Below are 18,059 nucleotides of genomic sequence, written 5' to 3' on the forward strand. Positions count from 1 at the left end.
GTGCGTGCCCTGGCGGGTGGCCTTGGCCGGCTGCTTCCTGCGGGCGGTGCTCATGGCAGGTGCTCCGAGTTTTCGTGGTGTTCGGTGGCCTCCGGCGCACCGGACGGGGCCGATGACTCCGGCGGCTCGGGTGACTCGAGGGTCGAGGTGTCGCCCTCCGGCAGGCCGAGTTCCCGGGCCCGCAGCAGTCGCCGCATGACCTTGCCGCTCCTGGTGTGGGGCAGGCTCCGGTCGAAGGCGATCTCGCGAGGCGCCACCGCGGGCCCCAGCTTGCGGCGGGCGAAAGTGAGGAGGTCGCGCCGGATGTCGTCGTCCGGCTCAACGCCCGGGCGCAGGGACACATACGCCTTCACGATCGCGCCGGCGGTCGGATCCGGACGACCGATCACCCCCGCCTCCGCGACCTGCGGGTGCTCCAGCAGGGCGCTCTCCACCTCGAACGGGCTGACGAGGTGGCCGGCGGACTTGATGACATCGTCACCGCGGCCCACGAACCAGAAGTAGCCGTCCGCGTCCCTGCGCGCCACGTCCCCCGTCAGGTACCAGCCGTCGGCGAAGGAGGCCGCGTACCGGTCCTCGTCGTGCAGATAGCCGCGGAACATCGAAGGCCAGCCCGGCCGCAGGGCCAGCTCGCCCTCCTTGTCGGGCTCCTCGACCTCCCGGACGCGTCCCTCGGGTGAGCGCCACACCGTGCCGTCGGGCGCGCGCTCCAGGACGGTCGCCACCATGCCCGGCAGCGGGCGGCCCATCGACCCGGGCTTGACCGGACAGGCCGCCAGGTTGGCGATGACGATGCAGCCGGTCTCGGTCTGCCACCAGTTGTCGTGGACCGGGAGCCCCAGCACGTCCCGGCCCCACAGCACCACCTCGGGGTTGAGCGGCTCGCCGACGGAGGCGATGAAGCGGAGCGCGGACAGGTCGAAGGAGTGCGGCAGGTCGTACGGGCCCTCACGGGGCGTGGCCCGCATCAGCATGCGCAGCGCGGTGGGAGCGGTGTACCAGACCGTGACCCGCTCCTCGGCGAGAATGCCGTACCAGCGGCGTGTGTCGAAGTCGCCTTCGTCGACGACGAGCGTGACGCCGTGTGTGAGCGGGGCGATGATGCCGTACGACATGCCCGTGACCCAGCCGGGGTCCGCCGTACACCAGTACGTGTCGCCCGGATGGAGGTCCAGTGCGTACGCCGCCGTGATGTGGTGGGCGACGACGGCCTCGTGCACGTGCACCGCGCCCTTGGGGGCACCGGTGGTGCCGCTGGTGAAGTGCAGCAGCGCCATGTCGTCGGGGTCGGTGTGCGGCACCGTGAAGTCCTCGTCGGCATCTGCCATCAGCGCGTCGAACGAGAGCACCCCCGGGAGGTCCTGACTGCGCGGACCGACGACCAGCACATGGTCGAGTCCGGGAAGGCCGTCCCGGATGGGGGCGACCTTGCGCAGATACAGCTGTTCGGTGGTGACGAGGACACGGGCGCGCCCGAGGCGCATGCGCTGGGCCACGGGATCCGGGCCGAAGGCGGAGAAGAGCGGGCAGAGCACGGACGCGTTCCTGAGCGTGCCGAGGACCACCGCGAAGAGTTCCGGGCAACGGCCCAGCAGCGTGAACACGCGATCACCACGACCCACGCCGAGGCCACGCAGCACCCGGGCGAACCTGCTCGTCAGCCGTGCCAGCTCCGCGTACGCGATGGACTCGGCCGTCCCGTCGCGGCGTACGCAGCGCAGTGCGACCCGGTCGCCCCGGCCCTCGGCCACATGCCGGTCGACGGCCTCGTACCCGATGTTCAGACCACCGCCCGGCAGTCCGGAGAGCTGGTCACGCGCAGCGGCCCAGCTGAACTCGGCGCAGGCCCGGTCGTAGTCGGTCAGGACCGGGGGCACGGAAGTGGATGCCGTCTTGGCGATGACGTCGACCGTCATGGCGGTGCCTTCCTCGCCCGTGTGTCGTGCCGTTCGCCCGGCGAAGCACCGGCTCGTTCGGCTCGTTTCGACGCCTACCTTCTCCAGTCTTCCCGTTCGCCGCAGCGTGCCAAGGGCCGATCGGCCCACTGAGCGGCGGCGCAGGGCCCACTCGGCCGCCCTTCCCTGGCGCGGCGCCACGCAGTCGCGCAGCGTGGAGGCGAAGAACGGCATCCGGCGTGGTCGGCCAGAGGGCCGCGGGAGAGGTGAGACGTATGGGCACGGAGACTTCCGGGCCTCGTGTCGTGGTCGGTGTCGACGGTTCGCCGTCCTCGCACGCGGCGCTGCGCTGGGCCGTGCGGTACGCCGGCCTGGTCGGCGGAACCGTGGACGCGGTGGTGGCGTGGGATCTGCCCGGCGCGTACGGCTGGTCGGCTCTGGCCGTGGACGCCGACTTCGACGAGGCCGTCGCCCGGCAACGGCTGAGCCAGGAGCTGAAGGATGTGCTGGGAGCCGAGGGAGTCTCCACGGTCAGGGGGCTTGTCGTCCGTGGTAACACCGTCGAGGTGCTTCTGATGGCCGCCGAGGGCGCTGAGGCGCTGGTCGTGGGGAGCAGGGGGCGGGGCGGGTTCGCCCGAGCCCTGCTGGGGTCCGTCAGCCAGCATGTCGCCGCGCATGCCAGGTGCCCAGTTGTCATCGTGCGCCCGGAATGACGAGCAGGGCGGTCCGGCACTACGTATGACCCGGCCCCGACGGCCCGTGACTCGTGCGCGAGGCCGGTTTCGACGACCTCGACTCCCGCCCTGCCGAGACGCAGGACGCTGTCCTCCTGGCGTCCGGCACACACCGCGGGCCACGGCGGTGGCGGCCAGTGCGGTGTTGCATGACGGTCAGTCCTCAAGGGGCGGGGACTTTCGCGTAGGCAGGGCGCACGACAGCCGTAGCGGCGGGGAATCACCCCGATGTCGGGAGGGCCTCCCCGGCCTGAGCGGCGGTCATCACGTCACCCACGGCGCGCAGGTGCTTCATGGCCGCTGCTTCCCGCGCCGGGTGGCAGCGGCCGTTCGAGGTCGGATCCGAGGTCGTCGTACGCGTAGCCGATCGACTGATGCACGGCGACCACGCCGTCCACGGACCGGCACAGACGCTCGATGACCGGAATCAGCGTTCTCTCCTCGACCCGGCCCTTCAGTGTCACCACGCCGTCCCGCACGCCGTCCCGCACGGCGTCCGAGGGAAGGCCCAGGGTCGCGCGCGGCACGTCCTGGTGGATCTCGTCGCTGATCGCCGTGTCGCTGCGCAGGAACGGCCGCAGCAGATCCGATCGGCTACGCTCCCGACGAGCCTGCCCGTCTCGTCGACCACGGGCAGCCGCTTCACCTTGAGGCGGTACATGGTCCTTGCCGTCTCGACGACGTTTCAGCCCGGACGTGCCATCACCGCGGGTGTGGGCAGGCGCCGGGTGAGGGGCTCCCGGCCTGCCGCCACCGCGGCCACCCGCAGGTTGAACAGTGCGGCACCACAGCCCAGATGCATGCCGCGCCCGTCGGGGTCGGTCTTCGGCAGGGTGCGTTCCGGGTCGGCGTGGACCTGAAGAATGCCGGTGTCGCTGAAGAACCGGAATCTCCAGGGCTGCGCGTTGTGCTGCGATGGAGCCGCCGTGGCGTCTTCGACGAATGCGGCGGCGGCGGACACGTCCAAGCGTGGTGCGGTCACTGAACCCCCTCCGGAACCGATCCGGACGGTTGATCACCTTCCAGACCGTGGGGCGCCCGGGACTCCGGGGGAGGGCCGTTCGGACCTCTTGGAGACCCATGCGGACCCGTGCCTTCCGGACGGAGCTGTGCGCCTGGCGCATAGAGCGGCTTGGGCCGAATGCCGCGCCAAAGAGGGCGATATGCCCTTCTTGTGGCTCACTGGTCGGCGTGATGGTGGCAGTACCTGGTCTTGCACGGGTTTCCCGGACTGAGGAAAGGCGGTGAGGACCATGGGACTGCCCGTGGTCGTAGGCGTCGACGGATCGGATTCCAGTCTCCTCGCGGTGGACTGGGCGACCGACGAGGCAACTCGGCACGGCCTGCCGCTGCGGCTCGTGTACGCGTCCCTGTGGGAGCGGTACGAAGGCGTCGTGACCTCGGCCGGTCTGCAGAGGCCGGCGCACCAGGTGATGGCGGACAACATCGTCGGCACGGCGGCGGAACGCGCCCGGCGCCGCAATCCGGACGTGAAGGTCACGGACGGGGTCCTGCCCGAGGACCCGGTGGACGCACTGCTGCGCGAGAGTGGCAACGCCACGGCCGTGGTGACGGGATGCCGTGGCCGTGGCGAGTTGCAGGGGGTGCTCCTCGGCACGGTCAGCCTGGCCGTGGCGGGCCGCGCCTCCGGGACGGTGATTGTCGTCCGGGGAGACGAGGCGGGGCTGCGGGGCACCCACGAGCGGGTCCTGCTCGGCGCCGGCGAACCCGGCACGAGCGGTGCTGCGGCGCGGTTCGCCCTTCGGGAGGCCGAGGTACGGCACTGTGTCCTGGATGTCGTCCGCGCCTGGCGCCGGCCGGCGCACGAACCCATGCAGCATCCCCTGCTCACCGGGGATCCGGCGCTCTACCACCAGGAGCGCGCGTCCACGCTGATCGACGCTCTGCTGCAGGACCCGGCGGCCGATCACCCGGACGTCCGGGTGAACAGGACCACGGTTGAGGGGTCCGCCCACAGGGTGCTGCTGCACCGCTCGGCCGCCGCGGACCTCGTGGTCATTGGAGCCCGCCGCAGCCACGACCCCCGTGGACTGCGCCTGGGAAGGGTGGGACACACGCTGTTGCACCACGCCCAGTGCCCGGTGGCCGTCGTACCGGAGCTGCCCTGAGCGGCCACCGCGCCAGCGAGAAGTAGCTCTCCTCCTCCTGTGCGAAATGCAGGCGCAGGATCGTGTGGAGGCCGTACAGCGAGGCGCGCAGGTCGTCGAGTTGCTCCGGCCGGAGTCCGCCTTCCCCGTCGGCCAGGCGTACGTGGGTGGCAATGCGCTCCGCCAGGCGTTCGATCTCCGCGTGGGCGCGGCTCATGGTGTCGGTGGCCTCCGGGCCGAGTCGCCGGTCCAGCGCGGGGTAGAGCTCGTGTTCCTCCGCGTGTTCGTGGGGAAGCAGGCGGTCTCTGAGCAGGTGGTCGATCTGGCGTACGGCGGTCAGGGAGCGGGACCCGTGGCCCGAGGCGAGGAGACCGGCGGCTTCCCGGATGGCGTCGAGGGTGTCCCTGAGGTCGTCGTGCTCGGTGTCGAAGCGGTGGATGAGGCTCTCGGCCTCCGGTTCCAGGGTGGGGCGTACGCCGGATGGCGGGAGCAGGGCGCGCAGCGCGTTGAGGATGACGGTCACGTCGATGGCCTCTTGGAGGAGGGCGCCGGGTGCGGGCGGGAGCAGGCCGAGGAGCGCGGCCGTCATGGCGGCCAGCGACATTGCCATGCCGCCCGCGGCGCTCTGCACCGCGATCCGGCGGATGCGTGCGGCGATCTCCATCGCGTCGGCCAGGCGCCCCACGTGGTTCGTGGTCAGGACGATCTCTGAGGCCTCCGAGGCCGAGGTGGACCCACGGGCGCCCATGGCGACACCGACGTCGGCCGCGGCGAGGGCGGGGGCGTCGTCGACACCGTCGCCGACCATGACCGTGACGGGCCCGCTCGCTCTCCTCGCGCACCGCGGCGATCTTGTCGGCGGGCAGCTGCCCGGTGCGCACGTCGTCCAGGCCCAGGACCGCTCCCACCTCACGGGCCGGTTCCGGGCGGCCTCCGGTGAGCATCAGCAGCCGGTCCAGTCCGGCCGCCCTGAGACGGCGGATGGTGCGGAGCGCGTCGGGTCCCGCTGCAGCCGCCGGCCCGCCGCTCCCGGGGCCGACTCCTCGACCCGGTCCACCTCGACGCAGCCCGCCTCGGCGATCCGCACCAGCGTGTCCCGCAGCCCCGCCTGCGGCACGATCACCGCCACGCGTCGCATCCGGACCGGCGTCATCGCCTCAGACCAGGGCATCGAACTCCTCCAGCGGACGCCCGCCGCGGGCCGCAGACTCCAGGGCCGCCCGTACGCGCCAGGCATCCACGGACAGCACCGCCACGGCTCCCACCATCGTCCGGGGCCCGTACCGGCCCTCGCGCAGCATGGCGGCGCCGTCCTCGTGCAGGGCCCGCCACCAGTGGGCCTCGGCCCGCCACAGTTCGCCCGGCTCCTCGACGCCCTCGAGGGCCCAGCGGGCCGCGGACGGCAGGCGATCGCGGAAGTCCCGGAACGACGGCGCGTCGACCGCCCGCGATCCCAGCAACGCCGCCGCGTTCCGGCGCGCGGGCGTCAGCAGATGGCGACGGTGCACGAACCGTTCGCGCGCCGTCAGCAGGGCGGCGCGTCCCTGGGCCCAGCGCCGTGCGGACGGTACGGCCCCTGCGGTTCGCCGGGCAGCCGCCATCCGCATGCCCGTGATCAGCGCCCACGGCGCCTCGGCGCCCGGATCGCCCCAGGGCGAGACCGCGAGTGCGGCGCGCAGTTCAGCGGGGGTCACGGCACGCTCCAGAACCCGCCAGGCGGTCTCCAGGGCGCCGAGTCGGTACGGCTGCCATGCCGGGCCTTCGGAATCCGCGCCGGGACTACCCCGTACCGGCAGCCGGGACGCGACGTTGGCGATCTCGAATCCCGCGGCGAGCGGACGGAGCAGGCGGGCACCACCCCGGGGCAGCCAGCCCGACAGCACCCGCAGATGCCACAGCAACGTGGCGGTGACCGCCCGCTGCGCCTCCGGCAACGAGACCGCCGTCCGTACGTACTTCCCATACAGCGTTCCGGCCAGGCCATGCAGCGCGTCGTCGAGCGTCGTGCTCGCCGCCGTCTCGCGTGCCCCGCTCGGCCCCGGGCACCGGACGGTCAGGGCCCGGGCGCGGACCACTCCCGCAACCCACCCGGCGCTCACGACCTCTCCCCGGACCGGTGTGTGCTGCGCAGGGCATCGGCCACCAAGCGGTCGACCACGGCGGGCATGCGCTCCCGGGCTCGCTCCCGCACCAGCGAGGCGGCGCGTTCCCCGGCCGCGCGGATCTCCCCCGCTTCCCTCTGGCCGGAACGGCGTACGGGCGCGGCGGCCTCCTGCCGGACGCGTGGCGCCCTTGCGCGCGCCGCCGCCACGATCTCCGCCGCCTGCCGGGCGGCGCTCTGCCGTATCACCTCGGCCTCGCGGTCCGCCGCGGCACGGATGCGGGCCGCCTCCCGCTGGACGTCAGCCAGCAGTGCGAGGGACGGCTCCAGTTCCGCAGCACGCTCCGCCGCCCGGTCGGCGGGGACTCCGGTGACAGCGGCTCCCGGCGTGCCGGTCGGACGGAACCGCGCGAGGAAGTCCCGCAGGCTCACCACGAGCGTCCTCCTGCCGGTCTGCCCCTCCTTCAGTCTCACCGCTTCCGTACGAGCCCGCACCGCACGGGGCCGTGACGCTGCTCCGGCAGGGCCGTTCGGCTCTTGGCCGGGCGCCGCGGAGCGCGAGACTGGACGTAGGCGACCAGACGGAGTCCGGAGGCTGCCGTGAACAAGCAGGAGAACTACTCCACGGGCGCTGAGGCCCGCCGCGCGGTGCCGTCGCACACCTGGCGTCCTCGTGAGGAAACACGACAGGACCTGCTTCTGCGGTATCTGGGTGCCGTCGCCACGGTCTCGGCCAAACACGCGGGTGCCGAGCGGCAGCCCGCGTCGGCCCCGGCCACACCCCCAGCGAGAAGGCCCGCCCCGGGGCCGGTCCCGAAGGGAGAACGGGAGGCCGAGGCGCGTTCGCCGCATCCGCCCGCCGAGCCCGACGCTCCCTTGGTGCGGGACGTGATGGACGTGCCCGCCGTGTCCATGAGGGACGACCTGCCGTACCGCGACATCGCACGCCTGCTGGCGCGCGAGCACGTCGGCGCGGTCCCGGTGGTCGACGCCGACGACCGGGTGGTCGGCGTGGTGTCCGAGTCCGACCTGCTGGCCAAAGTCGCCTTCGAAGCCTCCGGCCACCGACCGGGACCCGTTGGCCGGCTGCGGGGGCGGCGGCTGCACGACAAGGTCCGGGGCGAGACGGCAGCGGATCTGATGACCACCCCCGCGATCACCGTGCTGCCGGGAGCGACCGTCGCGGAGGCCGCCCGGCTCGCGGCGCTCTCGCGCCTGAAGCGGATCCCGGTCACCGACCACGATGAACGCCTGGTCGGCGTGGTACGCCGCAACGCCCTTCTGCAGGCCCTCATCAGGGACGACGCCGGAATCCGGGAAGAGATCGAGGCGAAGATCCACGCCTTCTGCTCCCCGGCCGACCGTGACGCCGTCGAGGTGCAGGTGCACGACGGCGTGGTGGAGCTGACAGGCCGGATGTCGAAGGCCGCGATGTCCAGAGTGGTGGGGGAGGTCGAATACATCGACGATGTGGTGGAGGTGAACAACCACCTCACCAGTGTGTGAGGCCGGTACGGGGGGCCCGGGAGAACCCGTACCGAGGGAGCAAGGTCATGAACACGGACACCGACGTGAACACCTCGTCGGCCCCCGCGTCCGACGGCATGGTGATCGGCAAGGACGGGATGGCGGCGCTGGTGGACGTCCTGATCGAGCGCGGTTTCACCGTGGTCGGACCCACTGTGCGGGACGGCGCGATCGTGCTGGCGGAGCTGGAATCGGCCGACCAGTTGCCCTACGGATGGGGCGTGGAGCTGGAGGCCGGGCAGTACCGGCTGCGCGAGCGGCCGGACGGCGCCGCGTTCGCGAACGCGGCGGGCCCGCAGTCGTGGAAGACGTTCCTGCACCCGGCGCGGGTACGGCAGTGGAGTGCCGACCGGGTGGGAGACGGGACGCTGTTCACGGCTGACGAGCCCCCGCCGGTCCGATACGCGTTCCTCGGGGTGCGCTCCTGCGACCTGCGGGCCATCGCCATCCAGGACCGGGTGCTCACCGGGGGGCCGCACCGCGACCCCGTCTACCAGGGGCGGCGCACCGGAGCGTTCCTGGTGGCGGTGGAGTGCACGGAGCCGGGCGGCACCTGCTTCTGCGTCTCGATGGGCACGGGACCCGCGGCCGGACCCGGCTACGACCTGGTGATGACCGAGGTGGTCGATGACGACGGTCACCGCTTCTGGATCCGAGGCGGCAGCGCGGAAGGCGCCGAGATCCTCGCCGAACTGCCCGCCCGCCCGGCCGACGCCACCACCCGCGAGGCGGCTCGCGCGGGCGTCGCCTCCGCTGCGGACCGCATGGGACGGACCATGCCCGAAGCCGATCTGCGGGAGCTGATGGCCGGCACGCTGGACGCCCCCCGCTGGGACGACGTCGCGGGGCGCTGTCTGACGTGCGGCAACTGCACCATGGTGTGTCCCACCTGCTTCTGCACCACCACCGAGGACGTCACCGACCTCACCGGTGACCACGCGGAGCGGTGGCGGCTGTGGGACTCCTGCTTCGACCTCGACTTCTCCCATCTGCACGGCGGCCCGGTCCGCGCCTCGACGCGCAGCCGCTACCGGCAGTGGATGACCCACAAACTGGGCACCTGGTACGACCAGTTCGGCTCCTCCGGCTGTGTGGGCTGCGGCCGCTGCATCGTATGGTGCCCGGTCGGCATCGACATCACCGAAGAGGCCGCCGCTCTCCACGACTGGACGCAGTCCCGGGCATCGGAGGAGGCGGAGGCCCCGTGACCGGCCTGCCGTCGTCCCTGGACTGCCTCCCGGCTGCACACCGCGAACGGCTGCTGGCCCTTGGACTGGACGTCTCGTGCCCGGTCGGCACGCGGCTGTTCGACGAGGGCGGGACGGCCGATCGGTTCTGGCTGCTGCGCTCCGGCGAGGTCGCCCTCGACCTGTACGTCCCCGGCCGGCACCCGGCGCCCGTGGTGGAGACTCTCGGCCCGGGCCAGCTGCTGGGCTGGTCGTGGATCTCCCCGCCGTACCGCTGGCACCTGGGGGCCGAGGCGGTGACCGCGGTGCAGGCGACGGAGTTCCCCGCCACCGAAGTCCTCCAGCTCTGCGCGGCCGACCCGGCACTTGGCTACGCCTTGATGCGCCGCTTCACCGAGGTCGTCGCCGAGCGCCTGCAGGCGACCCGCATCAGGTTGCTGGACTTGTACGCGCCGTACGGAAGCGGCCTGGCATGAGCACCGTGACGCCTCCGCTGCCGTACCGGGTCGCCGACACCCGGCCGGAGACCGCTGACACCCGTTCGGTGGAACTGGTGCCGGTGGGTCGGGAGCTTCCGCCTTTCTCGCCGGGCCAGTTCGCCATGATCTACGCGTTCGGCGTCGGCGAGGTGCCCGTCTCGGTCAGCTCCGTGCGTGGCCGGCATGGAGGGCTGGTGCACACCGTGCGCGCGGTGGGCGCGGTCTCGACGGCGCTGTACCGACTGCGCCCGGGGGACACCGTGGGGCTGAGCGGGCCGTACGGCGCCGGCTGGGACCTGGACGCGACGGCCGGCCACGACGTCCTGGTGATCGCCGGCGGCATCGGGCTGGCGCCGCTGCGACCGGTGGTGCACACGGTCCTGGAACGGCCCGCCGCGTACGGCCCACTCGGGATCCTTGTGGGCGCCCGCACCCCCGACGACCTGCTCTACCGGGAGGAGATCGACAGCTGGCGCGGCCCGGCCCGGGTCGGGGTGACCGTCGACCGCCCCGTCCCAGGCTGGCACGGCGCTGTGGGGGTGGTCACGACACTCCTGGACCGCTTCGACATCCGGCCCGAGCGCACGTGCGCGCTGGTGTGCGGCCCCGAGGTGATGATCCGCCACACCGCACGCGCCCTGATGAACCGGGGCCTGCCCCCGCACCACCTTCAGGTGTCCCTGGAACGCAACATGCGCTGCGCCACCGGCCACTGCGGCCACTGCCAGCTCGGTCCCCTTCTGCTGTGCCGGGACGGCCCGGTCGTCGGCTACGACCGGGCCGAACCACTGCTCTCCGTACGGGAGTTGTGAAATGGTCACCAACACGCGGCCGGACACCGGCACCGGACCGGACGCCGATCCCCGGCCGACACTCGCCGTGTGGAAGTTCGCCTCCTGCGACGGCTGCCAGCTGACCCTGCTCGACTGCGAGGACGAACTGCTCGGCCTGACCGACCGGGTACGGATCGAGCACTTCCTGGAGATGTCGGCCGCCGAGGGTCCCGACGGGGAGCGCGCGGAGCTGTCCGGGCGCGGACCGTACGACCTCTCCCTGGTCGAAGGGTCGATCACCACGGCCGAGGACGCCGAGCGGATCCGGCACATCCGGCACATCTCCCGGCGCCTGGTGACCATCGGAGCCTGCGCCACCGCGGGCGGCATCCAGGCGCTGCGCAACTTCGGGGACGTCGCCGAGTTCCGCGCCGCGGTCTACGCACGCCCGGAGTACATCGCCACACTGGAGACCTCGACGCCGATCTCGGCTCACGTACCCGTCGACTTCGAACTACGCGGATGCCCCATCGACCGCCGTCAGCTTCTCGAAGTCATCACCGCCTACCTGGCTGGACGCAAACCGGGCATCCCCGACCACAGCGTCTGCTTCGAGTGCAAGAGGCGCGGCACCACCTGCATCACCGTGGCCCACGGCACCCCCTGCCTGGGCCCCGTCACCCACTCCGGCTGCGGAGCGATCTGCCCGGCCTACGGACGCGGCTGCTACGGCTGCTTCGGGCCGAGCAACAGCCCCAACCTGCGCTCCATGGTCCGGCAGCTGCGCCACGACGGGATGAGCGAGCGCGACATCCTGCGTGTCTTCCGCACGTTCAACGCCGCGTCGCCGGAATATGCCCCCGTACCCGATCTCGCGGCCGAGGAGCAGGACAGCCCTAAGGCCAGGACAGACACCACCCCGGAAGGGCCGGTATGAGCCATCGCGGATCCCGCGTGCTGCGGCTGGACGCACTGGCCCGCGTGGAAGGCGAAGGCGCCCTCCACCTGCGCGTCCACGACGGAACGATCGACGAGGCGCGGCTGCGCATCTACGAACCGCCACGGTTCTTCGAGGCCTTCCTGATCGGCCGGGGACACACCGAACCGCCGGACATCACTTCCCGCATCTGCGGCATCTGCCCGGTCGCCTACCAGATGAGCGCCTGCCAGGCGATCGAGAACGCCTGCGGCGTCACTGTGGACGGGCCCCTCGCACAGCTGCGCCGCCTGCTGTACTGCGGTGAATGGATCGAGAGCCAGACCCTGCACATCCATCTGCTGCACGCCCCGGACTTCCTCGGCTACCCCAGTGCGGTAGAACTCGCCCGCGACCACCGCGCCGCCGTCGAGCGCGGCCTGAGGACGAAGCAGACCGGCAACGCGATCCTGGAACAGCTGGGCGGCCGCGCCATCCACCCGGTCAACGTCCGCGTCGGCGGTTTCTACAGCACGCCGACACCTCCGGAACTGCGCCCGCTGGCGGGCCGGTTGCGGCAGGCCCGCGAGGACGCGCTGGAGACCGTGCGCTGGGTGGCCGCGTTCGACTTCCCCGACACCGTGTGCGACTACGATCTGCTCGCACTGCGCGATCCGGGCCGCTACGCCATCGACTCCGGGACACCCGCGGTCATGGCCGCCCGCGACGGCAGCGACACCGAGCGGAGCCCGGCCCTGCGCGAGTTCCCGGTCGCCGACTTCGAGCAACACGTGCACGAGGAGCAGGTGCCGCACTCCACCGCCCTGACCGCCACCCTCGACGGCCGTCGCTACCTGACCGGCTCACTGGCCCGCTACGCCATCAACGGCCGCTGGCTGCGTCCAGCGGCGGCCGAGGCCGCGCGAGACGCCGGGCTCGGCGACCCGGCCGCGGGCGCGGTCTGCCGCAACCCCTTCCGCAGCATCGTCGTACGCGCCGTGGAAGTGGTGCACGCCGTGGAGGAGGCCCTGCACATCATCGACGCCTACGAACGGCCTCCCCACCCGGCCGTCGACGTCCCGCCACGGAAGGCGGTCGGCACCGGCGCCACCGAGGCACCCCGCGGACTGCTCTACCACCGCTATGCCCTGGCGGAGGACGGCACGCTCACCGCGGCCCGCATCATTCCGCCCACCGCCCAGAACCAGTCGGCCATCGAGGAGGACCTGCGCCGGGCCGTCCAGTCGCGCCTGGACCGGCCGGGCCCCGCCCCCGGCGACGAGGAACTCACCACCGTGTGCGAGCGGGCCATCCGTAACCACGACCCCTGCATCTCCTGCTCCACCCACTTCCTCGACCTGACGGTGGAGCGCACATGACCGGCCGGGTCGTGGTGATCGGCGTGGGCAACCCCTTCCGCCGCGACGACGGCGTCGGCCCGGCCGTGGTGGAGGCACTGCGGGACCACGTTCCCGACGACACCGTGCTCGCGGTCAGTGACGGCGAACCCAGCCGGATGCTCGACCTGTGGCACGGCGCCGACACCGTGGTCGTGGTGGAAGCCGTCCGCACGCGCCCCGCCCGGCCCGGCCGACTGCACACCTTGTCAGCGGCGGAAACGGCCGCGCACCGCGCGGGTACGGCGAGCACCCACGCCCTCGGCCTGGGCGAATGCGTGGCCCTGGCGGAAGCTCTCGGTCGACTCCCGTCCGAGCTCGTGGTGCACGCCGTGGAGGCGTCCGACATCGAACTGGGCACCGGCCTGAGCGAACCGGTGCGTTCGGCCCTCCCCGAACTGATCGACCGCGTTGCCGCTTCCGTACGGAAGGCACGCGATCATCACCGATAGGAGGCGGTGGATCGCACCCGCGGCCGACGGCGGCATCTCGCGGACGCAGGTCCCGGAGACAGGCCGGATGGCCCCTTGGGGCGTGGTCGGTACCGGACCGAAGGTGGAGCTGTGACACCGGTATCAACGACCGTCGCGACGCGGCCTGTGGCCGCTGGGCGTGCTGCCGCGGCGGCCGCCCGGCCCACCGCGGAGGTGTTGCGCGATCTCGGGGTGACCGGCGGGGGGCTGTCGTCGGACGAGGCGCAGCGGCGGCTGAGGCGCTGGGGGCCCAACGCGGTCCACTCGCACCGGGCCCGGGCGTGGCTCGTCCTGTGGCACCAGCTGCGGTCCCCGCTGTTGGGCCTGCTGCTGTCCGCAGCCGTCGTCTCCTATTTCGTCGGTGAGCGCAGCGATGCCGGGATCATCGGGGTGATCGTCGCGCTCTCCGTGGGTCTGGGCTTCGTCAACGAGTACCGGGCGGAGAAGGCCGCCCAGTCGCTGCACGCGAAAATCCGTCACCGTGCGGTCGTACTGCGGGACGGACGTCCGCAGGAGGTCGAGGTCACCGGACTGGTCCCGGGCGATGTGGTCGAGTTGCGGCTGGGTGACATCGTGCCCGCGGATCTCCGGCTGCTTCAGGTCACCGGGCTGGAGTGCAGCGAGTCGGTTCTGACCGGCGAGTCGCTGCCGGTCGCCAAGGACCTTTCCCCGGTGCCGCCCGGCACGGCGCTGGCGGAGCTGTCCGGATGTGCCCTGATGGGCACCGTGGTGCACTCCGGAAGCGGGCGTGGGGTGGTGGTCGCCACCGGTGCGGAGGCCGAGTTCGGGAAGATCGCCGCCGGGCTGAGCGGTCATCAGCTGGAGACCGAGTTCCAGGTGGGGCTGCGCCGGTTCTCGATGCTGCTGGTATACGTCGCCGGGGCACTGACCACGTCGATCTTCATCATCAACGTCGCGCTGCACAAGCCGCTGATCGACGCGCTGCTGTTCTCACTGGCCATCGCGGTCGGGATCACGCCGCAGCTGCTGCCCGCGGTGGTCTCCACCAGCCTGGCCGCGGGCTCGCGGCGGATGAGCCGGCGCAAGGTGCTGGTCAAGCGACTGGTGTGCATCGAGGACCTCGGCGACGTGGACGTGCTGTTCACGGACAAGACCGGGACGCTGACTCAGGGCCGCATCGACTTCATGCGGGCCGTGCCGGTCGGTGGTGCGTCGCTGGAGGAGGTGCTGCGGCTGGGGCTGGTGTGTACGGAGACGGGGGTGGACGACAAAGGTCGACCGGTGGGCGGCAACCCACTGGACGCTGCCCTGTGGTACTCCCCGGCTGCCGCCTCCCAGCGCTCGAACCTCTGCGACTGGAAGCGCATCGGGGTCCTGCCCTTCGACCATGAGCGGCGGATGGTCTCCGTCACGGTCACCGATCCCGACGGTGCTACCACGCTGATCACCAAGGGCGCCCCTGAGGCAGTACTGGCATGCTGCACGGAGGTGCCGCAGACGGCTCGTCAGGCGTTGGACGCCGAGTTCGCCGCCGCCAACCGGGTCGTGGCGGTCGCGACCCGCCCCGCCCCGGCGACCACCGCCCTCACAGCGGCCGACGAGCACGACCTCCACCTGGCCGGTCTGCTGGTCTTCCTCGATCCGCCCAAACCCGACGCCGCCAAGGCGCTGGGGCGGCTGGACACGCTGGGCATCACGGTGAAGATCGTCACCGGGGACAACCCTGCGGTGGCCGCCAAGGTCTGCCACGATCTCGGGTTGAGCGAGGTCGGTGTTCTGACCGGGACCGACCTGGACGCGATGGACGACGACCAGCTCACGGCCGCGATCCGGCACACAACGGTCTTCGCCCGCGTCAGCCCCGAGCAAAAGGCCCGCATCGTGCGCATGCAGCGCCGGACCGGCGGCGATGTCGCCTTCCTCGGCGACGGTGTCAACGACGCACTCGCGCTCCACGCCGCCGACGTGGGCATCTCGGTGGATTCGGCCACCGACGTGGCGAAGGATGCCGCCGACGTGATCCTTCTGGAGAAGGACCTCGGGGTCCTGGCGGACGGGGTCGCGGAGGGTCGCCGGATCTTCGCCAACACCATCAAGTACGTGCTGATGGGTACGTCCAGCAACTTCGGCAACATGTTCAGCGCCGCCGGCGCCTCCCTGTTCCTGTCCTTCCTGCCGATGCTGCCCTCGCAGATCCTGCTCAACAACCTTCTGTACGACGTCAGTCAGCTGGCCATCCCCACCGACGAGGTCGACGAGGAGCAGGTGCGCCGCCCGGCGCACTGGGACATCGCCTTCATCCGGCGCTTCATGGTGTGTTTCGGACCGATCAGTTCGCTGTTCGACTTCGTGACCTTCGCGGTGATGCTGGCGGTCTTCCATGCAGGGCCGGCCCAGTTCCACACCGGCTGGTTCGTGGAGTCTCTCGCCACCCAGACCCTGGTGATCTTCGCCATCCGCACCCGCCGCATCCCCTTCTGGCGCAGCCGCCCCAGCCTTCCCCTCACGCTGACCGCACTGGGTGTCGTCGCCCTCGGCGCCGCCCTGCCGGCCACCCCACTGGCCCATGTCCTCGGCTTCCAGCTCCTTCCGACTGGTTTCTTCGCCGCAGTGGCCGCCATGGTCGCCGTCTACCTCGTCCTCGTCGAGATCGGCAAGCGGATCTTCTACCGGGCCGCACCCGCACCGGTACCGCCCCAGCCGGCCATCGGCCACCGGCACCTGCGCCGCCGCGCGGCGCGGTTCAGCACCATCACCCGACTCCAGCGATCGGGAGCCACCCGTCGTCCGCCCGCTACCAAACCGCGCCCGACCGGCACCACCGGGCCCCGGCGGTCAGAGGCTCCTCGGACCTGATCGCAGTGATCCGCGGAGGTCACAGCGAGGGCCACCGGCCGGAGCAGGCGCCTGGCCGGCATGCGCTGCAGGGAGGTATGCGGCAGTCCATCGAATGATAAGAGTGGTGCTCGGCGGGTCGGCGCCTTCCGGGCAGACGGACTCGCTCACCGTCATTTCGGCTTCCTACGAGGAGGCGGTCGCCATGGACCCGGTCGTCACGGTCGGCCTCGACGGCTCCCCCGAGAGCCTCGCCGCCGCCCGCTGGGCCGCTGACGTGGCCGAGCGGCGCCGGCTCACTCTGCGCTGCTGTGCCCCGCGGCTGTCCGCGCCGCTGGTGCCGGCGGCGTTCGACGCCCTGACCGTGCCGGAGTTCGATACCGCCCGGCGCCTGCGGGATGCGATCCGGCGGCTGCTGAGGGCTGCGGTGGCGCTGCCCGAGGTGGGGGGCGCGCCTCCCGCCGGGGCCGGCGACGGCCCCCCCGGCCAGAGGATGTGGAAGTGGTCAACGCGGCCAGCGCCGCCGCGTCCCTGTGGCCGCAACTGTCCTGGGCCGCGCCCGAGATGCCCGGCTGCGAGCTGCGGATGGACCCCTCGGCGTGCACGCTCGCGCTCGCGGAGATCGCCCACTGCGCCGTCCGCCTGCTCGGCGGGGACCAGCGGTTGCTGCTGCGTGCGTGCCAGGCGCCGGGCTGCGTCCTGTTCTTCGTGGCCAACCGCCCCACCCGGGAATGGTGTTCGGCGGCCTGCGGCAACCGGGCCCGGGTGGCCCGGCACTACGCGCGGCAAAGCGCCGCCGCGCGCCAGGGCCTCAAGGGCCGCTGAGGCGCCGCCGGCGACGCAAGGGCCCGGGCTGTGGCAGTCCCCGTGGCACAGTGTCGCCGCGCGCCAGGGCTTCAAGGGCTGCTGGGGTGTCGCCGATGAGGCTGGGCCGTGTCTCCTTGACGGGTTACCAGTTGATCAGCCGCACCCGGTGATCGGTAGCCGATGCGGTGTGGCACGGACCGCACAACTTATGCGGGTTGGCCAGGGTCGACGCATCGGCTTCCGAGATGACCGTGGGGGCTTCCGTGGTGCTCGGCCGCTCGCTTGCCTGCCTGGTGCAGGGCGACGTAGATCAGGATGGCGAACGCGGCTATGGCAGTGCAGGTACGGGCATCGTTGAAGAGTTCCCAGCGGCTCAGGATCTTCGCATGGTCGGCCGGCGGCGCGGTGGCGGCCCACTGCTTGATGCGACCGTTGATCGGGACGTTCCCGAACCGGGTGATCAGGAAGGACGTGACGGTCAGGAGCCCCGCCGTGGCCACGAGAGCCCGGGCCCGCCCGCGTGTCAGGGCGGCCAGGGCGAGGGTGCTGAGCCCCGAGACCGCCATTGCCCCCTGCATGGTGATCCCGTTCATCTTCATCAGCTCGGTGTGGAAGTCGAGTCTCATATCGAGCGGCACGGAGTTGAAGGTGGGGACGAGGTTGGCGGCGCCGTAGCCGAAGGCTCCGGCGAGCAGACCGGTGGAGAGCAGGGACAGGCCCAGGAGAAGGCGGTTGCGCACTTGGTTCATCTGGTCTCTCCTTCGTGGATATCCCCGGCTTCAGCCGGGGGAGGAAACGAAGCCCCTGCGGAGCAGGGCAGGGAAAGCCGGTTCGCCGCCAGGGCGGACCGGCGTCCACCGACCACC

At 71.9% G+C, this 18,059-nt stretch carries 17 protein-coding genes and 3 pseudogenes; 12 read left to right on the forward strand and 8 right to left on the reverse strand.

What is annotated here, in order from left to right; translation table 11 throughout:
* Positions 1 to 50 precede the first annotated feature (50 nt).
* Positions 51 to 1,916 carry an acetate--CoA ligase gene (gene acsA / locus ABZ876_RS37805; RefSeq protein WP_361790519.1) on the reverse strand — a complete coding sequence of 622 codons (1,866 nt, stop codon included), beginning with the start codon at positions 1,914 to 1,916 and terminating at the stop codon, positions 51 to 53.
* Positions 1,917 to 2,170: 254 nt separating this feature from the next.
* Between acsA and ABZ876_RS37810 the strand changes: the two genes are divergently transcribed.
* A complete protein-coding gene (locus ABZ876_RS37810) occupies positions 2,171 to 2,608 on the forward strand; it encodes a universal stress protein (RefSeq protein ID WP_361790522.1) in 438 nt (145 codons plus the stop codon).
* 290 nt (positions 2,609 to 2,898) lie between these two features.
* On the opposite strand, the pseudogene ABZ876_RS37815 reads toward ABZ876_RS37810, so the two are convergent.
* Positions 2,899 to 3,341 (reverse strand): annotated as a pseudogene (locus ABZ876_RS37815) (BON domain-containing protein); the annotation flags it as partial.
* Positions 3,315 to 3,611, reverse strand: a complete 297-nt coding sequence (locus ABZ876_RS37820) for a hypothetical protein (protein ID WP_361790570.1) — start codon at positions 3,609 to 3,611, stop codon at positions 3,315 to 3,317. The gene ABZ876_RS37820 and the pseudogene ABZ876_RS37815, both read right to left, overlap by 27 nt.
* A gap of 271 nt (positions 3,612 to 3,882) precedes the next feature.
* Here ABZ876_RS37820 and ABZ876_RS37825 point away from each other — a divergent pair, with 271 nt between their 5' ends.
* Positions 3,883 to 4,758: a universal stress protein gene (locus ABZ876_RS37825; protein ID WP_361790564.1), complete on the forward strand. Its 876-nt coding sequence runs from the start codon at positions 3,883 to 3,885 to the stop codon at positions 4,756 to 4,758.
* Between the two features lie 10 nt (positions 4,759 to 4,768).
* Here the strand turns inward: ABZ876_RS37825 and ABZ876_RS37830 are convergent.
* From ABZ876_RS37830 to ABZ876_RS37845, 4 genes and pseudogenes are all read right to left on the reverse strand, one after another.
* Positions 4,769 to 5,735 (reverse strand): annotated as a pseudogene (locus ABZ876_RS37830) (heavy metal translocating P-type ATPase); the annotation flags it as partial.
* Positions 5,681 to 5,908 (reverse strand): hypothetical protein, encoded by a 228-nt coding sequence (locus ABZ876_RS37835; RefSeq protein WP_361790525.1) that lies wholly within the window; start codon positions 5,906 to 5,908, stop codon positions 5,681 to 5,683. The pseudogene ABZ876_RS37830 and the gene ABZ876_RS37835, both read right to left, overlap by 55 nt.
* Positions 5,895 to 6,836, reverse strand: coding sequence for a hypothetical protein (locus tag ABZ876_RS37840; RefSeq protein ID WP_361790528.1), 942 nt, complete (start codon positions 6,834 to 6,836; stop codon positions 5,895 to 5,897). Before ABZ876_RS37840 ends, ABZ876_RS37835 begins: the two co-directional genes overlap by 14 nt.
* Positions 6,833 to 7,312 carry a hypothetical protein gene (locus ABZ876_RS37845; protein WP_361790531.1) on the reverse strand — a complete coding sequence of 160 codons (480 nt, stop codon included), beginning with the start codon at positions 7,310 to 7,312 and terminating at the stop codon, positions 6,833 to 6,835. Before ABZ876_RS37845 ends, ABZ876_RS37840 begins: the two co-directional genes overlap by 4 nt.
* 126 nt (positions 7,313 to 7,438) lie before the next feature.
* On the opposite strand from ABZ876_RS37845, the gene ABZ876_RS37850 reads away from it, so the two are divergent.
* The 10 genes and pseudogenes from ABZ876_RS37850 to ABZ876_RS37895 all read left to right on the forward strand — a co-directional run bounded on the left by ABZ876_RS37850 (position 7,439) and on the right by ABZ876_RS37895 (position 17,211).
* Positions 7,439 to 8,344 carry a CBS domain-containing protein gene (locus ABZ876_RS37850; RefSeq protein WP_361790534.1) on the forward strand — a complete coding sequence of 302 codons (906 nt, stop codon included), beginning with the start codon at positions 7,439 to 7,441 and terminating at the stop codon, positions 8,342 to 8,344.
* Between the two features lie 47 nt (positions 8,345 to 8,391).
* A complete protein-coding gene (locus tag ABZ876_RS37855; protein ID WP_361790537.1) occupies positions 8,392 to 9,573 on the forward strand; it encodes a 4Fe-4S dicluster domain-containing protein in 1,182 nt (393 codons plus the stop codon).
* A complete protein-coding gene (locus tag ABZ876_RS37860; RefSeq protein ID WP_361790540.1) occupies positions 9,570 to 10,028 on the forward strand; it encodes a cyclic nucleotide-binding domain-containing protein in 459 nt (152 codons plus the stop codon). Before ABZ876_RS37855 ends, ABZ876_RS37860 begins: the two co-directional genes overlap by 4 nt.
* Positions 10,025 to 10,843 (forward strand): FAD/NAD(P)-binding protein, encoded by an 819-nt coding sequence (locus tag ABZ876_RS37865; RefSeq protein ID WP_361790543.1) that lies wholly within the window; start codon positions 10,025 to 10,027, stop codon positions 10,841 to 10,843. The genes ABZ876_RS37860 and ABZ876_RS37865 overlap by 4 nt, the downstream gene beginning before the upstream one ends.
* Before the next feature lies 1 nt (position 10,844).
* Positions 10,845 to 11,741, forward strand: a complete 897-nt coding sequence (locus ABZ876_RS37870; protein ID WP_361790546.1) for an oxidoreductase — start codon at positions 10,845 to 10,847, stop codon at positions 11,739 to 11,741.
* Positions 11,738 to 13,099, forward strand: a complete 1,362-nt coding sequence (locus ABZ876_RS37875) for a nickel-dependent hydrogenase large subunit (RefSeq protein ID WP_361790549.1) — start codon at positions 11,738 to 11,740, stop codon at positions 13,097 to 13,099. Before ABZ876_RS37870 ends, ABZ876_RS37875 begins: the two co-directional genes overlap by 4 nt.
* Positions 13,096 to 13,569, forward strand: a complete 474-nt coding sequence (locus ABZ876_RS37880) for a hydrogenase maturation protease (RefSeq protein WP_361790552.1) — start codon at positions 13,096 to 13,098, stop codon at positions 13,567 to 13,569. The genes ABZ876_RS37875 and ABZ876_RS37880 overlap by 4 nt, the downstream gene beginning before the upstream one ends.
* A gap of 111 nt (positions 13,570 to 13,680) precedes the next feature.
* Complete coding sequence (mgtA, locus tag ABZ876_RS37885) at positions 13,681 to 16,407, forward strand: magnesium-translocating P-type ATPase (protein WP_361790555.1); 2,727 nt, start codon at positions 13,681 to 13,683, stop codon at positions 16,405 to 16,407.
* A 184-nt stretch (positions 16,408 to 16,591) separates the two neighbouring features.
* A pseudogene (locus ABZ876_RS37890) lies at positions 16,592 to 16,693 on the forward strand (universal stress protein); the annotation flags it as partial.
* 2 nt (positions 16,694 to 16,695) lie between these two features.
* Positions 16,696 to 17,211 (forward strand): CGNR zinc finger domain-containing protein, encoded by a 516-nt coding sequence (locus ABZ876_RS37895; protein WP_361790567.1) that lies wholly within the window; start codon positions 16,696 to 16,698, stop codon positions 17,209 to 17,211.
* A gap of 188 nt (positions 17,212 to 17,399) precedes the next feature.
* Here ABZ876_RS37895 and ABZ876_RS37900 read toward each other — a convergent pair whose 3' ends face one another.
* The gene (locus ABZ876_RS37900) at positions 17,400 to 17,942 is read right to left on the reverse strand and encodes a DUF1772 domain-containing protein (RefSeq protein WP_361790558.1); all 543 of its coding nucleotides are present in this window, start codon (positions 17,940 to 17,942) and stop codon (positions 17,400 to 17,402) included.
* Positions 17,943 to 18,059: the final 117 nt, after the last annotated feature.

This window comes from Streptomyces sp. NPDC046931, from assembly GCF_040644655.1.
Taxonomy (GTDB): Bacteria; Actinomycetota; Actinomycetes; order Streptomycetales; family Streptomycetaceae; genus Streptomyces.

Excerpts from the sequence above, each read along its gene's own strand:
- acsA (WP_361790519.1), bottom strand. The coding sequence starts at position 1,916 with ATGACGGTCGACGTCATCGCCAAGACGGCATCCACTTCCGTGCCCCCG.
- ABZ876_RS37810 (WP_361790522.1), top strand. The coding sequence starts at position 2,171 with ATGGGCACGGAGACTTCCGGGCCTCGTGTCGTGGTCGGTGTCGACGGT.
- ABZ876_RS37825 (WP_361790564.1), top strand. The coding sequence starts at position 3,883 with ATGGGACTGCCCGTGGTCGTAGGCGTCGACGGATCGGATTCCAGTCTC.
- ABZ876_RS37835 (WP_361790525.1), bottom strand. The coding sequence starts at position 5,908 with ATGCCCTGGTCTGAGGCGATGACGCCGGTCCGGATGCGACGCGTGGCG.
- ABZ876_RS37855 (WP_361790537.1), top strand. The coding sequence starts at position 8,392 with ATGAACACGGACACCGACGTGAACACCTCGTCGGCCCCCGCGTCCGAC.
- ABZ876_RS37865 (WP_361790543.1), top strand. The coding sequence starts at position 10,025 with ATGAGCACCGTGACGCCTCCGCTGCCGTACCGGGTCGCCGACACCCGG.
- ABZ876_RS37870 (WP_361790546.1), top strand. The coding sequence starts at position 10,845 with ATGGTCACCAACACGCGGCCGGACACCGGCACCGGACCGGACGCCGAT.
- ABZ876_RS37875 (WP_361790549.1), top strand. The coding sequence starts at position 11,738 with ATGAGCCATCGCGGATCCCGCGTGCTGCGGCTGGACGCACTGGCCCGC.
- ABZ876_RS37880 (WP_361790552.1), top strand. The coding sequence starts at position 13,096 with ATGACCGGCCGGGTCGTGGTGATCGGCGTGGGCAACCCCTTCCGCCGC.
- ABZ876_RS37900 (WP_361790558.1), bottom strand. The coding sequence starts at position 17,942 with ATGAACCAAGTGCGCAACCGCCTTCTCCTGGGCCTGTCCCTGCTCTCC.